This window comes from Streptomyces sp. NPDC046716 (genome assembly GCF_040645755.1).
GTDB lineage: Bacteria > Actinomycetota > Actinomycetes > Streptomycetales > Streptomycetaceae > Streptomyces.
Genome location: NZ_JBEYYU010000001.1, coordinates 140,272 through 157,068, shown reverse-complemented (window position 1 = coordinate 157,068; position 16,797 = coordinate 140,272). Strand labels below are relative to the sequence as shown.

General features: G+C 74.1%; 17 protein-coding genes and 1 pseudogene. 7 read left to right on the top strand and 11 right to left on the bottom strand.

Going from position 1 to position 16,797, the window contains the following annotated elements; all coding sequences use genetic code 11:
- Positions 1-86: 86 nt before the first annotated feature.
- The 4 genes from ABZ930_RS00675 (at position 87) to ABZ930_RS00660 (ending at position 2,011) form a co-directional block, all read left to right on the top strand.
- On the top strand, positions 87-470 hold the full coding sequence (locus tag ABZ930_RS00675) for a PPOX class F420-dependent oxidoreductase (RefSeq protein WP_361539170.1): 384 nt from the start codon (positions 87-89) through the stop codon (positions 468-470).
- Positions 471-655: 185 nt separating this feature from the next.
- Positions 656-1,030, top strand: a complete 375-nt coding sequence (locus ABZ930_RS00670) for a hypothetical protein (RefSeq protein ID WP_361539167.1) — start codon at positions 656-658, stop codon at positions 1,028-1,030.
- 195 nt (positions 1,031-1,225) lie between these two features.
- Positions 1,226-1,624 (top strand): metalloregulator ArsR/SmtB family transcription factor, encoded by a 399-nt coding sequence (locus ABZ930_RS00665; RefSeq protein WP_361539627.1) that lies wholly within the window; start codon positions 1,226-1,228, stop codon positions 1,622-1,624.
- 12 nt (positions 1,625-1,636) lie between these two features.
- Positions 1,637-2,011 (top strand): VOC family protein, encoded by a 375-nt coding sequence (locus tag ABZ930_RS00660; RefSeq protein WP_361539164.1) that lies wholly within the window; start codon positions 1,637-1,639, stop codon positions 2,009-2,011.
- Between the two features lie 10 nt (positions 2,012-2,021).
- Here ABZ930_RS00660 and ABZ930_RS00655 read toward each other — a convergent pair whose 3' ends face one another.
- From ABZ930_RS00655 to ABZ930_RS00630, 6 genes are all read right to left on the bottom strand, one after another.
- Positions 2,022-2,948 carry an NAD-dependent protein deacetylase gene (locus ABZ930_RS00655; RefSeq protein WP_361539161.1) on the bottom strand — a complete coding sequence of 309 codons (927 nt, stop codon included), beginning with the start codon at positions 2,946-2,948 and terminating at the stop codon, positions 2,022-2,024.
- A gap of 37 nt (positions 2,949-2,985) precedes the next feature.
- Positions 2,986-4,518, bottom strand: a complete 1,533-nt coding sequence (locus ABZ930_RS00650; RefSeq protein WP_361539158.1) for a helix-turn-helix domain-containing protein — start codon at positions 4,516-4,518, stop codon at positions 2,986-2,988.
- A 373-nt stretch (positions 4,519-4,891) separates the two neighbouring features.
- Entirely contained in the window at positions 4,892-6,019 is a 1,128-nt protein-coding gene (locus ABZ930_RS00645; protein WP_361539155.1) for a DUF917 domain-containing protein, read from the bottom strand.
- 10 nt (positions 6,020-6,029) lie between these two features.
- Positions 6,030-7,109, bottom strand: a complete 1,080-nt coding sequence (locus ABZ930_RS00640) for a DUF917 domain-containing protein (RefSeq protein WP_361539152.1) — start codon at positions 7,107-7,109, stop codon at positions 6,030-6,032.
- Positions 7,102-8,664, bottom strand: coding sequence for a hydantoinase/oxoprolinase family protein (locus tag ABZ930_RS00635; RefSeq protein ID WP_361539149.1), 1,563 nt, complete (start codon positions 8,662-8,664; stop codon positions 7,102-7,104). The genes ABZ930_RS00640 and ABZ930_RS00635 overlap by 8 nt, the downstream gene beginning before the upstream one ends.
- Positions 8,665-8,710: 46 nt before the next feature.
- Entirely contained in the window at positions 8,711-10,066 is a 1,356-nt protein-coding gene (locus tag ABZ930_RS00630; protein WP_361539146.1) for a cytosine permease, read from the bottom strand.
- Positions 10,067-10,356: 290 nt separating this feature from the next.
- On the opposite strand from ABZ930_RS00630, the gene ABZ930_RS00625 reads away from it, so the two are divergent.
- Positions 10,357-11,076, top strand: a complete 720-nt coding sequence (locus ABZ930_RS00625) for an aspartate/glutamate racemase family protein (protein ID WP_361539143.1) — start codon at positions 10,357-10,359, stop codon at positions 11,074-11,076.
- A 45-nt stretch (positions 11,077-11,121) separates the two neighbouring features.
- On the top strand, positions 11,122-12,324 hold the full coding sequence (locus ABZ930_RS00620) for a cysteine desulfurase-like protein (protein WP_361539140.1): 1,203 nt from the start codon (positions 11,122-11,124) through the stop codon (positions 12,322-12,324).
- Between the two features lie 55 nt (positions 12,325-12,379).
- Here the strand turns inward: ABZ930_RS00620 and ABZ930_RS00615 are convergent, their stop codons facing one another.
- The 5 genes and pseudogenes from ABZ930_RS00615 to ABZ930_RS00595 form a co-directional block, all read right to left on the bottom strand.
- A complete protein-coding gene (locus tag ABZ930_RS00615) occupies positions 12,380-12,697 on the bottom strand; it encodes a hypothetical protein (protein ID WP_361539137.1) in 318 nt (105 codons plus the stop codon).
- Positions 12,698-12,764: 67 nt separating this feature from the next.
- Complete coding sequence (locus ABZ930_RS00610; protein WP_361539135.1) at positions 12,765-13,802, bottom strand: PHP domain-containing protein; 1,038 nt, start codon at positions 13,800-13,802, stop codon at positions 12,765-12,767.
- A 58-nt stretch (positions 13,803-13,860) separates the two neighbouring features.
- The gene (locus ABZ930_RS00605; RefSeq protein ID WP_361539132.1) at positions 13,861-15,330 is read right to left on the bottom strand and encodes a hypothetical protein; all 1,470 of its coding nucleotides are present in this window, start codon (positions 15,328-15,330) and stop codon (positions 13,861-13,863) included.
- 374 nt (positions 15,331-15,704) lie between these two features.
- Complete coding sequence (locus ABZ930_RS00600) at positions 15,705-15,872, bottom strand: hypothetical protein (protein ID WP_361539129.1); 168 nt, start codon at positions 15,870-15,872, stop codon at positions 15,705-15,707.
- 116 nt (positions 15,873-15,988) lie between these two features.
- A pseudogene (locus ABZ930_RS00595) lies at positions 15,989-16,096 on the bottom strand (GlxA family transcriptional regulator); the annotation flags it as partial.
- Positions 16,097-16,233: 137 nt separating this feature from the next.
- Between ABZ930_RS00595 and ABZ930_RS00590 the strand changes: the two are divergent.
- On the top strand, positions 16,234-16,791 hold the full coding sequence (locus ABZ930_RS00590; protein ID WP_361539126.1) for a DNA starvation/stationary phase protection protein: 558 nt from the start codon (positions 16,234-16,236) through the stop codon (positions 16,789-16,791).
- Positions 16,792-16,797: the final 6 nt, after the last annotated feature.

The window sequence follows — 16,797 nt, the reverse complement described above, 5'->3', positions numbered from 1 at the left end:
CCATTGTTCCCGGTTCAACTTCGCCGCCGCCAGAGGGCGTACCCGGCTCGCGGAGGCGCGGCACACACGTCGCTAGACTCCCCCGCATGTCCGACATCGACGCGATCCGCCGCGCCACCTACATCAGCCTGACGACGTACCGGAAGGACGGCACTCCGGTCGCCACGCCCGTGTGGCAGGTGCCGCGGGCCGACGGCACGGTGCTCGTCGTGACGCCCGCCGACTCGTGGAAGGTCAAGCGGATCCGCAACAACGACGCGGTGACGGTGGCCGTCTGCACCGTGCGCGGCCGCACCGCCCCCGATGCCCCCGTCCTGTCCGGCACCGCGCGCCTCCTCGACGAGGCGGGCACCGCCGACGCGCAGAAACTGCTCGGGAAGAAGTACGTCAGCTCGCGGATCGGCAACGGATTCCTCAAGATCCTCCGCGTCCGCAAGAAGCCCAACATCGGTATCGAGATCACTCTGTGAATGTTCCCTTCTGATCGATTCGATTGATCAAATTCGGGCCGAAGGGCACACGAAAGCGCACGAGTACGCGCGTAAAACGTCTCTGGCTGCCGTTTTGGGCATATGCCATACCGAGTTGCCGTCAACTGCCTAGGGTTCCGGCGGGGGTTGGAGAACCGGCCCTCGCATCCCGTGGAGGAGAACCCGTGACCAATGTGGAAGTGTCCCTCAAGACCCTGCTGACGGAGGTCGAGGGTGCGCTGGGTGCCGCCGTCGTCGACTACACGAGCGGTATGGCGCTGGGCACCCTGGGCGGCGGCAAGGAATTGGACCTGACCGTCGCGGCGGCCGGCAACACCGATGTGATCCGCGCCAAGATGCGCACCATGGAGACGCTCGGCCTCGAGGCCGAGATCGAGGACATGCTCATCACCCTCGGCACGCAGTACCACCTGATCCGCCCCGTCTCCGGGCGGACGGGGAACGGGCTGTTCATCTATCTCGTCATCGACAAGGGCCGGTCGAACCTCGCCATGGCACGGCACCATCTCCGGCGCGTCGAGGAGCAGTTGGACGTCTGAGCCCCGCTCCTTTTTCTTTGCTCACCACTTGAAGACTTCTTCAAGTCTCGATCTCTGCATCCGTCGAACTCTCGGATCCGACGGCCCCCGGCCGGGAAGGATGGGACGGCACAGCGGGCGCGGCGGCGGGCGTGGCCGCCGCTCCGCGTCTCCACACCCGCATCCGCAATCCGAGCCAGGGAAGTGAGCGATCCCGTGCAGGCGCCCCTCTACCAGGTCAAAGCAGAGTTCTTCCGCATGCTCGGGCACCCGGTCCGGATACGTGTTCTGGAACTGCTTCAGAACGGACCGGTATCGGTACGCGACCTGCTGATCGACATCGACATCGAACCCTCGAACCTCTCCCAGCAACTCGCCGTCCTGCGCCGTTCCGGCATCGTCGTCTCCACCCGCGAGGGCGCCACCGTCAACTACGCCCTCGCCGGTGGTGACGTCGCCGAACTCCTGCGCGCCGCCCGCCGCATCCTCACCGAACTCCTCACGGGCCAGAGCGCCCTGCTGGCCGAGCTCCAGGACTCCGAGCTCCCCGGGGATCACGAGCGCCCGGAACACACCGACCGTCCCGGGCAGCCCGCCGCGCACGTCCGCCATTGACAGCATGGGGGCATGACGACGACTCTCGGTGCCTTTGTCCTCGGTACACCCGACCCGCCCGCGCTGGCGGACTTCTACCGGTCCCTGCTGGGCTGGGTGGAGGTGGACCGCCAACCCGACTGGGTCCGGCTGCGTGATCCGGAACGCGAACGCCCCGGTCTCAGCTTCCAGAGGGAGCCCGACCACACCCCGCCCGTCTGGCCCCCGCGCCCCGGCACCCAGCAGATGCAGGCCCACCTCGACATCCAGGTCGACGACCTGGTGGCGGAGACCGAGCGGGCCCGCGCGCTGGGGGCGACGCTCGAGGACCATCAGCCGCAGCGGGACGTACGGGTTCTGCGCGACCCGCACGGTCATCTGTTCTGTCTCTTCCTGCCCGGCGCCTGACCGGCAGCGCTCACCCGGACACGGGTTCCTGGTCGCCGGGGCCGGGCGCGGCGACCTGGGCCACCACGGTGGACAGCGCCTCGCCGAGCGGCAGTTCGACCCGGCCGGCGGCCCAGCGGTCGCCCCGGGTCGGGCCCTGGTTGACGACCAGGACGGGGGTCCCCGCGTCCGCCGCGCGGCGGACGAAACGCAGCCCGGACATGACCGTCAGGGACGAGCCGAGCACCAGCAGCGTGGTGGCGCCGTCGACCATCTCCCGGCATCGCGCCACCCGCTCGGGCGGGACGTTCTCGCCGAAGAAGACGACGTCGGGCTTGAGGACTCCGGTGCCGCAGGCCCTGCACGGCACCAGCCGGAACTCGCGCACCGCCTCCTCGGGCAGTTCCACGTCACCGTCCGGGTTGACCCGCGCGGCCCGGTGCCGCTCGGCGACCGCCTCGAACCCCGGGTTGGCCTGCCGCAGCCGCTGGTCGAGCTCCGCGCGGGTGCTGGTGCGGCCGCAGTGCAGGCACACCACCCGGCTCAGGCTCCCGTGCAGCTCGACGACGTGGCGCGCGCCGGCGGCCTGCTGGAGTCCGTCGACGTTCTGCGTGATCACTCCGGTGACCAGGCCGGCGCGGCTCAGCGCGGTGACCGCCCGGTGCCCGGCGTTCGGCCGGGCCCGGGTCATGGCACGCCAGCCGAGCTGGCTGCGGGCCCAGTACCGCTGCCGGGCCTCCTCGCCGCCGAGGAAGTCCTGGTACGTCATCGGGGTGTGCCGGCGCAGTGAGCCGTGCTCGCCGCGGTAGTCCGGGATGCCCGACTCGGTGGAGAGGCCCGCGCCGCTCAGCACCACGACGCCACCCGCCCGGACGGCGTCGACGACGGCCGACAGGTCGGTCGTGGGCGCGGGCAGATCGCCGGTGGGCTCCCAGTTCAGCGTAGGTCTGATCCGCATGCCTGCCAGCGTACGCAGCCCGGCCGGCCGGGCTGCGTCAGGTGCCGGTCAGAGCGCGGCAGGCCATCTGGAGGGCCAGCCGGTAGCTCGCGTCGTCCAGGTCGATGCCGAGGCGGTCGCGGACCTGGTGCAGCCGGGCGCCGACGGTGTTGCGGTGCAGGCCGAGGGCGCGGGCCGTGGCGGCGGCCGAACCGCCGCTCTCCAGGTAGACCCGCAGCGTCGTCAGCAGATGGGCGTGCTCGGGGTCGCGCAGCGGGGCGAGTGCCGTCTCGGCGAAGGCGCGGGTGATGTCGGACTGCTGCCAGGCGGCCAGCAGCTGGCCCACGCCGAGTTCGTCGGTGTGCTCCACGGCGGGGCGGAACTCCCGCGCGGCGGCGAGGCGGGCGGCGTTGCGGGCCTCGGTCAGCGTGTCCGCGAGGCCGCCCGGCCCCTGGTGCGGTCGGCCGATTCCGGCGACGAGGCGCCGTCGCACGGGCAGTTCGGCGAGGGCCCTGCGCACGTCGCGCAACAGGCTGCGCGGGTCGTCGGTGGCGGGCCTGCGGGTGCTGCTGGCCCACAGGTCCCAGGCGGCGTCGTCCTCGGCGACGGCCTGCACCGTGAGCCCGTGCCGGGCGAGCGCCGCGACCAGCGCCGTGACGAAGGTGTCGGGGCCGTCGCCTGCGGGGGTCCGCTCGGCGCGGACGAAGAGCCCCAGGTGCCAGTCCTCCAGGCGCCAGCCGAGGGCCACGGCCCGCTCCACGGTCTCCCGGCTGACGCTGGACCGGCCGGTGACGACATCGGTGAGCAGCCGGCGGCGGGCGGCCCGGTCGTGGTCGGCGCGGGTGCGGGCGCCCGCGAGCCAGGACCGGACGAAGGGTTCGAGCACGGCCAGGCCGAGGGCGATGGTCTCGGCGCGGCTGTCGTCGACGCCGTCCACGGGACACAGCAGCCAGGCCGGGACCGGTGCGGCGCCGCCCGGCCGGTGCCCGGCGTGCACGGGGTGGGCGAGCAGCCGGGCGGTGCGCTGCGGGACGGCGAGTTCGGGGCGCAGGGTGTCCGGCGGCACCGGGTCGCCGAGGATCGCGGCGCCGTCGGGGGTGACCAGGCTGATGTCGGCGGTGAGGACGGAGCGGGCCGCGACGATGAGGTCCGGGCCTTCGGTGTGGTGGGCGAGGCGGCGCACCAGGGTCTCGACGGTGCGGGCCCGCGCCACCTCGGGCGCGCGCACCCGCAGCGTGAGGTCGAGGGCGAGGCGGAACGGGTCGTCGGTCGGCACCCACAGCACGGGGATGCGCAGCCGGTCGGCGAGCCGGACGGCCGAGAGGGGCGGCCGGTCGGTGTCGTCCACGGTCACGCAGAGCGCGGCCGCACCGGCCTCCTGCGCGCGGCGCACCAGCGCGTCGAGCCGGTAGGCGGGGGCGGCTTCGCGGGCATCGCAGATCACGAGGTGCCCGGCGATCGCGTCGAGGGCGCCCTGGTAGGCGATGACGTCGGTGACGGGCCGGTCGAGACCGGCATGCCCGGCCAGGGTGCGGGCGGTGCGCAGCAGCGGATCGGCGAGCAGGTCGGCGACCGTGGGAGCGGCGCTCATACCGGGCTCCCTACTCGGGTCGTCTCGGCGGGGCACTCGCACGGGAGTGGTACGGCTGGGTGTCGTGCGGTGCGCAGCTGACGACACCCTCTCCCCGACCGAACCGCCTCGGCCCACCGCCCGGCGGGAAAGGCCACGGGCTGACCGGCACGCAGCGGACGACACCCGCCCAGGGCGGCGCTCCCGCACCGGACCGCCTCGGCCCACCGCCCGGCAGGAGGGGCCACAGGCTGACCGGCACGCAGCGGACGACACCCGCCCAGGACGGCGCCCATACCGAGGCTCCCCGACCGGACCGCCTCGGCCCACCGCCCGGCGGAAAGGGCCACCGGCTCACCGGCACGCAGCGGACGGCACCCGCTCAGGACGGCGCTCATGCCTGGCTCCCCGACTCGCGCCGACGGCCCCAGCCGGGCGGGGCCGTCCGGTGGGGGGCGGGGGCCAAGTTGAGGCCGAAGGCCTCGGGGCCCACCAGGGCTGCGGCCTCGGCGGGCCAGTCGTACAGGGCGGGCAGGGCCAGCAGGGCGAGGTGCTGGCCGGTGCGGAGCTGGTCGGCGCGCAGGGGGCGGCGTCCGCTGGGGTCGACGGCGGTGACGATCCGCGGGCAGGCGGCGCGGGTGACGCCGTCGACGGTGACGGCCAGGTACTCGTCGAGGAGGTCGACGCGGACGACGGCGCCGGTGCGCCGGTCGGTGAGCGTGGCCCAGCCGGGACTCAGGTCCTGGCGCGGGACGATCTCCTCGGTGCGGCCGACCGCGAGCAGTTCGGCGTCGAGGGCGGCGGCGAGGTCGTCGGGGGTGGTGCGGTGGTCGTCGGCGGCGGCGAGGAAGCGCTCGCCGAGGCGGAGGCAGGCGCTCACCGATCCCCGTACGCCGATCCGGGCGAGGGTCGCGGCGGGCAGCGGGTGCAGGGCGACGGCGGCGGCTCCGCCAAGGGCCAGGACGTTGGCGCGGAGCAGGGGTTCGACGCGGCGGGGCGCGCAGTCCCGGACGACGACGGTGTCGCCGCCGGGGCCGACGAGGGCGAGGGGGTGGGTGGGCAGGCCGTGCAGGGCGGCGACGGTCTGGTCGATGCGCGGGAAGGCACGGCCCATGAGGTCGCCGTCGACGAGCGGCAGGCCGAGGCGGGCCGCGGCGACGCCCGCGATCAGCGCGTTCAGGCCGCCCACCTCGATGACGCCGACCGCGCCCGCGGGCCGCCCGGTCACGTCGGTGACGGTGCGGACGGCGCGGACGAAGTCGTCGGGGTCGGCGAGGCGCTCGGCGAGGACGTCGGGAGCGCCGCCCTGGCCTACGTGCACCACGAGGGTGTCCGGCGGCAGGGCGGCGGCGGGGGTCAGCGTGACGGGCGTCCGGTCGAGTTCGCGGCGCAGGAGCAGCGCCCCGGTGTCGACCTCTCCGCCGCCGCCCGAGCCGAGCAGCTGGGCGCCCACGGCCAGCGCGGGCAGCCGCGCGGACGTGAGCGTGCGCTGCGGCGCGGGGGCGGTCGGCGGGGTGGTCACGCTTCGATCATCACACTTCGGCGGCGGGCAGCGGCACGTAGGTGTGGTCGTAGCCGAAGTAGCCGGGTCCGGCGAGGGCCAGGCCCTCGGGGGTGCGCCAGCGCGGGTCGCAGGGCACACCGAGGACGCTGACCCGCAGCCCGTAGCGGAGCGTCTCGGTGGTGACCGGTTCGCCGGAGTCGGTGTCCAGGACGCAGATCAGGTCGGGCACGCTGACCACCACGTTTCCGTCGTGCGTGGCGACCAGGTTCTCGTTCTGGAAGGACAGCTCCAGGGTGGATCCGCTGTCCTGGGCGAGTCCGGCGAGGCGGGCGGTGCCGCGGGCGAAGCCGCCGGTGGTGGTGCGCTGCACGTCGGCGACCTTGCCCGTGAAGACCAGGCGCCCGCCGAGGGTGGCGGCAGCGGCGGCGACCGGGTCGTCGTGGCCCTCGCGGGCCTCGCGGATGGCGCGGCCGACCCGCTCGCACAGGGTGAGGGTGCCGGGGACCAGGTGGTCCTTGGCCTGTCGTCCGGTCAGCGCGTAGAGGCTGACGGCGGCGCTGCACCCCATCTCGACGGTGGCCGCGCGGGCCAGTCGCTCGGCCCAGGCGTTGCCGTCGGTGCGCAGCGCGACGGAGTTGCCGCGCTCGTCGGCCAGGGCCATCGGGGAGGCCGATATCCCGCCGAGGGTGGGCAGCAGCATCTGGAGTTCGGGGAAGGCGCGGCCCATGCCGTCGGCGTCGATGAGCGGCACCCCGGCCTCGGCGGCGGCGACGAACGGGGACATCGAGTTCAGTCCGCCCGCCTCGATGGAGACGGTGTGGGTGGCGCGCGTGCCGAGAAGATCCTCCAGGGCGCGCATCGCGCCGAGGATCTCGTCGCCCGAGGGCAGCTTCTCCAGCATGACGGTGGGGGCGCCCATGAACGCGGTGGGGATCACCACGGCGTCGTCGTCGACCTCGTCGACGTCGAGGAGGGTGACGGGCCCGTGCTGCTTGAGCGCCTGCTCGGCCAGGAGCCGGCCGACGAACGGGTCGCCGCCTCCGCCGGTGCCGAGGACGGCGGCGCCGCGCGCCAGGTCGGGCAGATTGTCGGCGGTGATCTCACGCATCGTGGCCTCCCAGGCTCAGCTCTCCGACGGCCTTGACGCGGATCCGGGTCGCGTTGCCCGGCAGGTAGGCCAGTGGTACTTCCTCGATGTCGACGATCTCGACGGAGCCGGGGCGGGCACCGGCGGCGACGGCGCGCTCGACGGCCTCCTGGCGGGCCTCGTCGAGGACCGTGTCGCGGGCCTGCGGCACGACCGAGTAGACCCGGTCGACCTCGCCGCCGACCTGGGCGATCGCCGCGCCGATGGCGTTGGCGACGGCGAAGTGGTCGGGGCGCACCACGCTGGAGGCGCCTTCGAGGTTGTCGGGTACGAGGATGCTGCCGCCGCCGACGGCGACGACGGGGACGGGTTCGGCGGAGGCCCGCATCCGGTCGACGACCTCGGCGAGGCGGTCGTCGACCTCGCGCAGCGCCGCGTCGACCACGGACTTCTCCAGGTGGGCGACGAGCGACGGGTCGCCGACCTCGGCGCGTCCGCCGGCGACGGCGATGTCGGTGGCGGTCAGCCGGGTGCCGCCGAAGACGAGGGCCTCCTGGCCGAGCCGGTAGCCGACGCTGGCCGGGCCGACGGCGATACCGGACGCGCCGTGCACGACGTGGCTGCCGCCGCCGATGCCGATGGAGAGCACGTCGGGCATCCGGAAGTTGGTCTGCACGCCCGCGACCTGTACGTCGGTGGAGGCTTCGCGGGGGAAGCCGTTCTGCAGGATGCCGACGTCGCTGGTGGTGCCGCCGATGTCGACGACGGCGCAGGACGGCAGCTTGGACAGGAACGCGGCGCCGCGCATCGAGTTGGTCGGCCCCGAGGCGAAGGTGGCCACCGGGTAGCGGCGGGCGTAGTCGACGTCCATGAGGGTGCCGTCGTTCTGGCTGAGGAACACCGGGGCGCTGATGCCCGCGTCGGCGACGGTGCGGGTCAGTCCGGTGGCGACCTGGTCGGCGAGGCCGCGCAGGGCGGCGTTGACGACGGTGGCGTTCTCCCGGCCGAGCAGGCCCATCCGGCCGATCTCGTGGGAGAGGCTGACGGGGGCGCCGGGCAGCTGCTCGCCGATGATCTCGGCGGCGCGGGTCTCGAACTCGGCGTTGACCGGCGAGAACACCGAGGACAGGGCGAACGAGGTGGCGCCCGCGGCGACGGCCCGGTCCAGGACCTCGCGGAACTCGGCCTCGTCGAAGTCGGCGATGGGGCTGCCGTCGTACTCGTGGCCGCCGTGGCACAGGTAGCTGTGCCCGCCGATGGCGGCGACGAGGCGTTCGGGCCAGGCGACCAGCGGGGGCAGCGCGCGGGTGGCGGGCAGTCCGAAGCGGATGGCGGCGGTCGGGGCGAGGCGTTCGCCCTCGACGAGCGCGTTGATGAAGTGGGTGGTGCCGATCATCACGGCGTGCACGGCGGCGGGGTCGAAGCCGGTGGCCGCGCGCAGGTCGCGCAGCGCGGTGACGATGCCGCCGGTGACGTCGGCGGTGGTGGACGCCTTCACGGCGCCCAGCACCCGGTCGCCGTCGATCAGGACGGCGTCCGTGTTGGTGCCGCCCACGTCGATGCCGAGTCGGAGCATGGCGGGGTCCTTTCTCTTGCGGGTCCTGGCGCCGGGGCGCCCGGGGTCAGACAGAAGGCTGTTCGGCGGCGCGGACCGCGGAGGTCTGCGCGGGCGTGTCCTGGTCGGTGGGCACGGTGCCCACCCCGCGCACCAGGCCGAGGCGGGCCGCCGCGAGGTAGAGCACGAGGGCGACGACGATGGAGTTGATGGACGGCAGGCCCCAGTCGACGTACTTCCCCACGACGGCGGCGACTGCCCACACGACGAGGCCGGCCGGCACCCAGGCGGGCGCGTCGGCGGGCAGGGTGCCGGAGGGGCGGGTCGCGTCGAGCGCGGGACGCCAGGTCCGGGTCGCGAAGTACTCGGCGACCATGATTCCGGCGATCGGCGGGAAGAGCACGCCCAGCAGGTTGAGGAAGCCGCTGAAGCTGTCGAGGACGCCCAGGGCGCCGAGGACGGAGCCGAGGACGCCGACGACGACGGTGACGGCGGCCCGGTTGAGGCGGCGGCCGAAAGTACGGTCGGCGAAGGTGACGATGCCGAGCGAGGCGGCGTACAGGTTCCAGTCGTTCACCTTGATCGTGGCGGCCACGATGACGAGGGTGCCCAGGAACCCGGAGGTGGACGTGACGATGGCGATGACGTCGTTGGTGCGCAGGGCGAGGGCGAGGAGCACGCCGATGAGGCCGATGACGTACTCGCCGACGGTGATGCCGAGGACGGTCTGCTTGACGACGTCCTTGCCGGTGCGGTTGAAGCGGCTCATGTCGGGGGTGATGACCGCCCCGACGATGAAGCCGCCCGCGACGAGCGTGGTGCCCTGGAGCAGGGAGAGCGGCGGGCCGGCGGGCTGGGCCGAGGTCAGGGCGCCCAGGTCGTGCCGGGACAGCTCGACGGCGATCGACCAGCCGGCCAGGACGAGGAAGGCGGGGACGGTGATGTACGCGGCCCAGGCCATCGAGCCGACGCCGTAGACGACGACGGCGGTGATGATCAGGCCGACCACCAGGGCCCAGCCCCAGGCGGGGAGGACGCCGACGAGGTCGACGAGGCCGTCGGCGGAGACGGCGTTCTGGATGCCGAACCAGCCGACGGCGCTGATGCTGATGGCCAGGCCGATCAGCGCGGCCCCGTTCGCGCCGAAGCCGGTCCAGCGGGCGAGGAGCGACGTGGACAGGCCCTCGCGCTGGCCCGCGATCCCGGTGAAGATCGTCATGATCTCCAGGATGACCGCGCCGAGCGTGATGGCGAGGACGGCGTTCCAGAACGTCATGCCGAAGCCGAGGGTGGCTCCGATGAGGAAGCTGGCCAGGGTGGAGAGCTGGCCGAAACGCTGGGTGGCGACCGAGAACCAGTGGAAGCGGGCCGTCGGGGGGACGCGGCCGAGCGCGTGGTCGTCGTGTCCTGAGGTGGACGCCATGGGGACTCCAGGGGGGGCAGGCAGGCGGGGACAGGGAGCGAACGGCCGGCGCGGTGTGCGGTGGGGTGAGGTTAGGCCGCGACGCCGGGCGGGTCACCGTGCACATGGCACGGCCTGCCGGGTGTGGCAGTGCGTCGTGCACAGCCGCGGTTCCGGCCGGGCGCCGGGCAGCACGCGGGGGCGGTGCGGGTCGCCCTGCCCGGCGGGCACGGCTGTGCACGGTGCACGTTGTGGCGGCGGTGCGGGGCGGCCGAGGGTGTGCGCACGTCCTTGTCACCCCTGGAGGTGCTGTGAAGCTCACGGTCGTGCTGCCCGTCATCACCGACGCGTTCACCGAGGAAGTCCGCCGGGAGGTCGCCGCGTGGGCGGCGCCCGGCACCGAGATCGACGTCCGGCGCATCGCGCGCGGCACCGCGTCCATCGAGTCCGAGTACGACGAGGCGCTGGCCGGTCCCGGCATCCTCGACGCCGTCCGCGAGGCGGAGCGGGACGGCGCCGACGCCGTCTTCGTCAGCTGCTTCGGCGACCCCGGTGTGCACGCGGCACGGGAGATCGTCGACATACCGGTGGTCGGCGGGTTCGAGCCGGCGGTGCTCACGTCGCTCGCCCTGGGTGAGCGCACCGGTGTGATCACGGTGCTGCCGAACGTCCTGCCGATGCTGCACGGGCTGGTGCGCCGCTACGGCCTGTCCGAGCGGGTCGGATCGATCCGCGTCGTCGACATCCCGGTGCTCGACCTGGATCCGGGCGAGCGGCTGCTGGACGGTCTCGCCGAGCAGGCCCGGGCGGCGGTCGCGGCCCGCGAGGCCGATGTCGTCGTCCTCGGCTGCACCGGCATGCTCGGGGTGGCCGCCGCCCTCCAGGAGCGGCTGGCGCAGGACGGTAGTTACGTGCCGGTCGTGGATCCGACGGGCGCCGCCGTGATGTGGCTGGAGTCGCAGGTGCGTCTCGGGGTACGACCCAGCCGGACGACGTACATGCCGCCGCGCGCCGTGGACCGCGTCGGCTGACCGCCGCCGAGCACCCTCGACCGCCCGCGTCACCTGGAGAAGTCCATGTCTTTCGATGCAGCCGCGCTGCGTGCGCAGATGCCCGCCCTGAAGTCCGGTTCCGCCCGGTTCGACGCGCCGGGCGGGACACAGACCCCGCAGCCGGTCGTGGACGCGATCGCGGCGGCGATGACCGCGCCGCTGGCGAACCGGGGCCGCGCCACGGAGGCCGAGCGCAACGCGGACCGGATCGTGGTCGAGGCGCGGGAGGCGCTCGGGGACCTGCTGGCCACCGCGCCGGAGACGGTCGTGTTCGGCCGCAGCGCCACCCAGCTCGCCTACGACCTGTCCCGGATGCTGGCCAAGACCTGGCAGCCCGGTGACGAGGTGGTGGTGACACGGCTCGACCACGACTCCAACATCCGGCCCTGGGTGCAGGCGGCCGAGGCCGTGGGCGCGACGGTGCGCTGGGCGGACTTCGACCCGGACTCGGGCGAGCTGCGGCCCGAGCACATCGAGGCGGTGCTGTCCCCGCGGACCCGGCTGGTCGCGGTGACCGCCGCGTCGAACCTGATCGGCACCCGCCCCGACCTGCCCGCCGTCGCCGCGCTCGTGCACGGTGCGGGCGCGCTGCTGCACGTGGACGCGGTGCACTACGCCGCTCATGGCGCCGTCGACGTCGCGGCGCTCGGCGCGGACACCCTGGTCTGCTCGCCGTACAAGTTCCTCGGCCCGCACCTGGGCGTCCTCACCGGGCGGGCCGACCTGCTGGAGACACTGCGCCCGGACAAGCTGCTGCCGTCCAGCGACGCGGTGCCCGAGCGCTTCGAACTGGGCACGCTGCCCTACGAGTTGCTGGCGGGCGCGCGAGCCGCCGTGGATCTGCTCGCGGGGCTCGACCCGCGGGCGCGGGGCAGCCGCAGGGAGCGGATCGTCGCCTCCTTCGCCGCGCTGGAGACCCACGAGCACACGCTGCGCACCCGCCTCGAGGACGGGCTCGCCGCACTGCCCGGCGTCACGGTGCGTTCGCGGGCCGCGGACCGCACGCCCACCCTGCTGTTCACCGTGGAGGGCCGGGAACCCGCCGACGTCTCGCGTCATCTGGCCGAGCAGGGTGTGGACGCGCCGGCCGGTTCGTTCTACGCCGTGGAGGCGGCCCGGCGGCTCGGACTGGGCGACCGGGGCGGTGTCCGCGTGGGGCTCGCGCCCTACACCGACGAGGAGGACGTCGACCGGCTCCTGTCGGCGCTCGCCGGCCTCACCGCGTAGCCCGCGCCGCCGGTCCGCTCGCCGATCGGTGGTCCGCGGGCGGGTCCGCGCACGGTCACGCCGGGTTGTCGATCCCGGTCACGACGGGCGGTCCCAGCGGCGCGTCGTTGTCGTCGAAACCGGCCGCGCGCAGCGCCTGCGCGGCCAGTTCTCCGGCCTGGGCGCGGGCCTGTGCGCTCGCGTCGGCGGTCACTTCGAGGCGCATGCTGAACGTGTCGTCGTCGTTGACGGTGAGCAGGTCCAGGTCCTCCTCGCGGCCCAGCTCGGTGCGGTGCGGGTCGGCCTCCCGCAGGTGCCGCTCGACCTGGGCTCTCACCTGGGCGTCCGCGGTCCGCACGAAGGTGCCGGGGATCGTGATGACGAAGGTCGTCATGTGCGCTGCTCCTGTCTGTGCCGTGGCTCGGCTGCCGTGTCGAGTCTGCTTCCCCGGGTTGCCCCGCTCACTCGGGCCACTCAGCTGCGGTGCCGCCGCGGGTCCAGTCCAGGAGGCGGTCCGCGGGCCAGGTCGTCACCACGCGGTCGGCGGGTACGGCGCACTCCTCGGCCCGGGCGCAGCCGAGCACCTGCCAGTCGAGCTGGCCCGGCGCGTGCGCGTCGGTGTCGACCGCGAACAGGGTGCCCGCCGCGACGGCGCGCCGCAGCAGCCGGCGCGGCGGGTCGAGCCGTTCGGGGCGGCTGTTGATCTCGACCGCGGTGCCCGCCTCAGCACAGGCGGCGAACACCGCGTCGGCGTCGAAGACCGACTCGGGGCGGCCGCGGCCGGTGACGAGGCGGCCGGTGCAGTGTCCGAGGACGTCCGCGTGCGGGTCGCGCACGGCGGCGATCAGGCGGCGGGTCATGGTGGCGGCGTCCATCCGGAGTCTGGAGTGGACGGACACGACGACCACGTCGAGCCGGTCCAGCAGTTCGGGCTCCTGGTCGAGGGAGCCGTCGTCGAGGATGTCGCACTCGATGCCGGTCAGCAGCCGGAACGGCGCCCAGCGGGCGTTGAGTCCGGCGATCACGTCGAGCTGTTCGCGCAGCCGTTGCGGGGAGAGTCCGCGGGCCACGGTCAGCCGTGGCGAGTGATCGGTGAGCACCGCCCACTCGTGGCCGAGGTCGCGCGCCGCGCGGCCCATCTCCTCGATCGGGCTGCCGCCGTCGGACCAGTCGGAGTGCAGATGGCAGTCCCCGCGCTGCAGCGCCCGCAGCCGGGTGCCGGCGCCGTCCGGCACGAGGGGGGTCAGGGCCGCCTCCTCCAGTCGGGACAGGTACTCGGGCACCTCGCCGGCGACCGCCGCGCGGATCACCTCGGCGGTGGTGGGGCCGATTCCCCTGAGCGCTTCCAGGGTGCCGTCGGCGGCGCGGCGCGCCGTCTCGTCCGGGCCCCGGTCGGCGATCACCCGGGCCGCGGTGCGGAAGGCGCGTACACGGTAGGTCGGGGCGCGATCGCGCTCCAGGAGGAACGCGATCCGCTCCAGGGCCTGCGGAGGGCGCATGGTCACCTCCGGCCCGGCCGTTGCGTCCGCGGACTCGCCGTCATCCGTCCAGCGTCGCTCAGCCCGCGCCGCCGGGCACCTCGGCGGCCCGGCGCAGCAGCTGTCCGATCTCGGGGCGGACGACGTCGTGGTGGCCGCTCAGGGGCCGGTCGGCGGTGCGGATCAGCTCGGAGGCGTCGATGTTCAGGTAGGGCATGCGCCGCAGGTCCTGCTTCCCCATGTCGTCCAGGCACACCGGGGGCGGCCCGTCGAGGCCCTGGACGCCGTCGAAGCCGAGCGCGCCCCATTTGCGGGCGATCGACGTCAGGTCGGCGGAGTCGCCGATCATCTGGGCGGAGAGCGGGTACAGCACGCCGAGGTGGAAGTCGAGGTGGGAGAACGTGCAGAACAGCGGCCCCCGGACCAGGCGTTGCAGGTTCCACAGCGCGCCGTGGCCCGAGACCTGCTGGGGCAGGCTGTCGGCGAACGCGAAGTGCGACATCTCGGCCTGGAGAAGCGTGAGAGAGGACAGCAGGACCGGATCCGCGCCGCCGCTCTCCAGGCCGCGCAGCGCGAATCCGGCCAGCCGGGCGCCGAGGCCGTGCCCGACGAGGTGCAGCCGCACCTCGGAGTCCTCGGCGAGGCCGGGCAGGACGGGACCGAGGCCGAGTTCCCCGATGAATCCGGCGCGGCGGCGCAGCATGTGGCGTACGACCTGGCGGAAGAGTTCGTGGGCGCCGTTCCACAGCTCGGCGTGGCCGGTGCGGGCCCGCTCCCCCAGCGGGCCGCCGGAGGAGACCGTGCCGGCGCGGGCCACCCGTTCGCTCAGCGGCCTGGCGGGGCGCGGACCGGCGACCCGGACCTCGGCGATGGTGCCCTCCTCGGACGCGTCGGGCCCCTTCCGCCCGTCCTCGTGCCGGGCCGGCCGCGCGGGCCGCGTGTCCCCGGCCCGGCGCAGGTCGTCGAGCGCGCCCGCGAACTCGACGCACATGGTCCGGGTGTCCTCGAAGAGCATGAGGGGGTCGGACTGCGGCATGATCTCGCCCTCGGTGTCGGCGGCGAACGGGGCCACCGGGTCCTGCAGCGGGACCTCCGCCAGGCGGCGCAGTTGCGAACCGAAGTCGTCGAAGGCGGTCTCGTGGTCGGGGCGGTCCCGCAGCAGGGCGACGATCTCCGTCAACTCGGCCTCGTGACCGGGCAGCTGACGCACGAGGTCGTCCAGTGTCTCCCGGCCGGCCTCGGCGCCGTCCGGCCGCTGTACGCCGGGCAGGTCCTCGTCGCGGAAGCAGAGCGACGGCCAGCGCACGCCGAGCATGCCGGCCCGGCCGGGCGCGTCCTGCCAGGCCTCGGCGAGCATGCCGCGGTACGCGCCGTCGACGGCGGCGCCGACCGCATCGTCGTTGTGGGCGCCGTGGACCACGACGTACAGATCGCGGACACCGGTGTCCCGCACGGCCGCACGCACCCGGTCCACGGAGCCGGGCTCGAGCGCGGCCCCGCCGTCGAATCGCAGGGTGCCGAGATCGTGGAATGCGGCCGGTTGCGGCATGACTCACTCCCGTGGGGCGCCGCCCGTCGCGGCGAGGTCCGGGAAGCGGGCCGGAGTGCCCGCTTCGCAAGGCACTCCGCCTTCCCGCCGCGCCGCCCGGCACGCACCGCGCGACGCCGATGTACGGCGTTTCTACGCCACGCATGCCGCTCGCAGCAGACACCGGGAGGGACGTGGCCCGCCCGGCGGACACGGCGCCCTGCGCGGTGGCGGCGCGTGGGCGCGGGAGGGGCACCCTGCCGGAATCCGCGGCGCGGCCGTCAGCGACCGGCATGCGGAGGGGGATCGGGTCGCGGTGTGGGTCCTGCCCGGCCCCAGTGGGCTCGACGCCGACCACCCTCCCCAGGCGGCCCGCCGTCCGTCTCCGCCGCGCCTCAGCGGCCCCGGTTGTTGTCCTGCACGACGCTCTGGGCGCGGGCCAGGGCCTCCTCGGCGGAGAGTCCCGCGTCGCAGACGATCGTCACCACGCTGCCGTCGTCCAGCGGCACACTGCGCATCTCCACACCCAGCAGTCCCGCGCGCTGCGGCTCGTCCTCGGGCATCAGGGCACCTCCTCGTCGACAGGTGCCCCAGGCTAGGACGGAACGGGCGCGGGGCCGGGACGCGGGGTCCGCGCGTCACACGATCGAAGCCCGGCACTGCGGCAGACGCCATCGCGTCAAGCCGACGCGCCGGTGGTGCGGAACCGGGCGCGGTACTCCGACGGCGCCACGCCCAGCGCCCGCTGGAACGCCCGGCGCATGGACTCAGCCGAGCCGAACCCGGCGCTCCGCGGGGTGGCGGGCGCTGAACTGCGACTGACCACCCGGCGTGATCCATCTCGCGAGTGACGAAAGGTGTGGATCCTGTCAGCGGGGTAGTGGGGCATGACAGCCCGTACGGTACGAAGGGAGACACACCCCCATGAGTCTGCAGAGCACTCCGAAGTACACCGTCCCCGGCCTCACGGTGGACCAGGCCGGAGAGCTGATCGAGATTCTCCAGATGCGCCTGCACGCGCTCAACGATCTGCACCTCACGCTGAAGCACGTGCACTGGAACGTCGTCGGCCCGCACTTCATCGCCGTCCACGAGATGATCGACCCGCAGGTGGACAAGGTCCGCGCGATGGCCGACGACGTCGCCGAGCGCGCGGCCGCCCTCGGCGGGGTCAGCCAGGGCACGCCCGGCGCGCTCGTGGCCGCCAGGACCTGGCAGGACTACAGCGTGGGCCGGGCGGACGCCATCGCCCATCTCGGGGCGCTCGACGTCGTCTACACCGGGATCATCGAGGACCTGCGCAAGGCGGTCGCGACGGCCGGAGGCATCGACGCGGCCACGGAGGATCTGCTGATCGGCCAGCTGCGCGACCTGGAGCAGTTCCAGTGGTTCGTCCGCGCGCACCTGGAGACGGCGGGCGGTTCGCTGCGCACCGGCTCGGCCGACACGGAAGCGGAAGCGGCGCACCGAGCCGTCAACTGACCGCCC

Bases quoted from the DNA above. Each gene is read 5' to 3' on its own strand.
- ABZ930_RS00590 (WP_361539126.1), top strand. From the start codon at position 16,234: ATGAGTCTGCAGAGCACTCCGAAGTACACCGTCCCCGGCCTCACGGTG.
- ABZ930_RS00675 (WP_361539170.1), top strand. From the start codon at position 87: ATGTCCGACATCGACGCGATCCGCCGCGCCACCTACATCAGCCTGACG.
- ABZ930_RS00650 (WP_361539158.1), bottom strand. From the start codon at position 4,518: ATGAGCGCCGCTCCCACGGTCGCCGACCTGCTCGCCGATCCGCTGCTG.
- ABZ930_RS00660 (WP_361539164.1), top strand. From the start codon at position 1,637: ATGACGACGACTCTCGGTGCCTTTGTCCTCGGTACACCCGACCCGCCC.
- ABZ930_RS00610 (WP_361539135.1), bottom strand. From the start codon at position 13,802: ATGCGCCCTCCGCAGGCCCTGGAGCGGATCGCGTTCCTCCTGGAGCGC.
- ABZ930_RS00600 (WP_361539129.1), bottom strand. From the start codon at position 15,872: ATGCCCGAGGACGAGCCGCAGCGCGCGGGACTGCTGGGTGTGGAGATG.
- ABZ930_RS00615 (WP_361539137.1), bottom strand. From the start codon at position 12,697: ATGACGACCTTCGTCATCACGATCCCCGGCACCTTCGTGCGGACCGCG.
- ABZ930_RS00635 (WP_361539149.1), bottom strand. From the start codon at position 8,664: ATGCTCCGACTCGGCATCGACGTGGGCGGCACCAACACGGACGCCGTC.
- ABZ930_RS00620 (WP_361539140.1), top strand. From the start codon at position 11,122: ATGTCTTTCGATGCAGCCGCGCTGCGTGCGCAGATGCCCGCCCTGAAG.
- ABZ930_RS00655 (WP_361539161.1), bottom strand. From the start codon at position 2,948: ATGCGGATCAGACCTACGCTGAACTGGGAGCCCACCGGCGATCTGCCC.
- ABZ930_RS00640 (WP_361539152.1), bottom strand. From the start codon at position 7,109: ATGCGTGAGATCACCGCCGACAATCTGCCCGACCTGGCGCGCGGCGCC.
- ABZ930_RS00605 (WP_361539132.1), bottom strand. From the start codon at position 15,330: ATGCCGCAACCGGCCGCATTCCACGATCTCGGCACCCTGCGATTCGAC.
- ABZ930_RS00630 (WP_361539146.1), bottom strand. From the start codon at position 10,066: ATGGCGTCCACCTCAGGACACGACGACCACGCGCTCGGCCGCGTCCCC.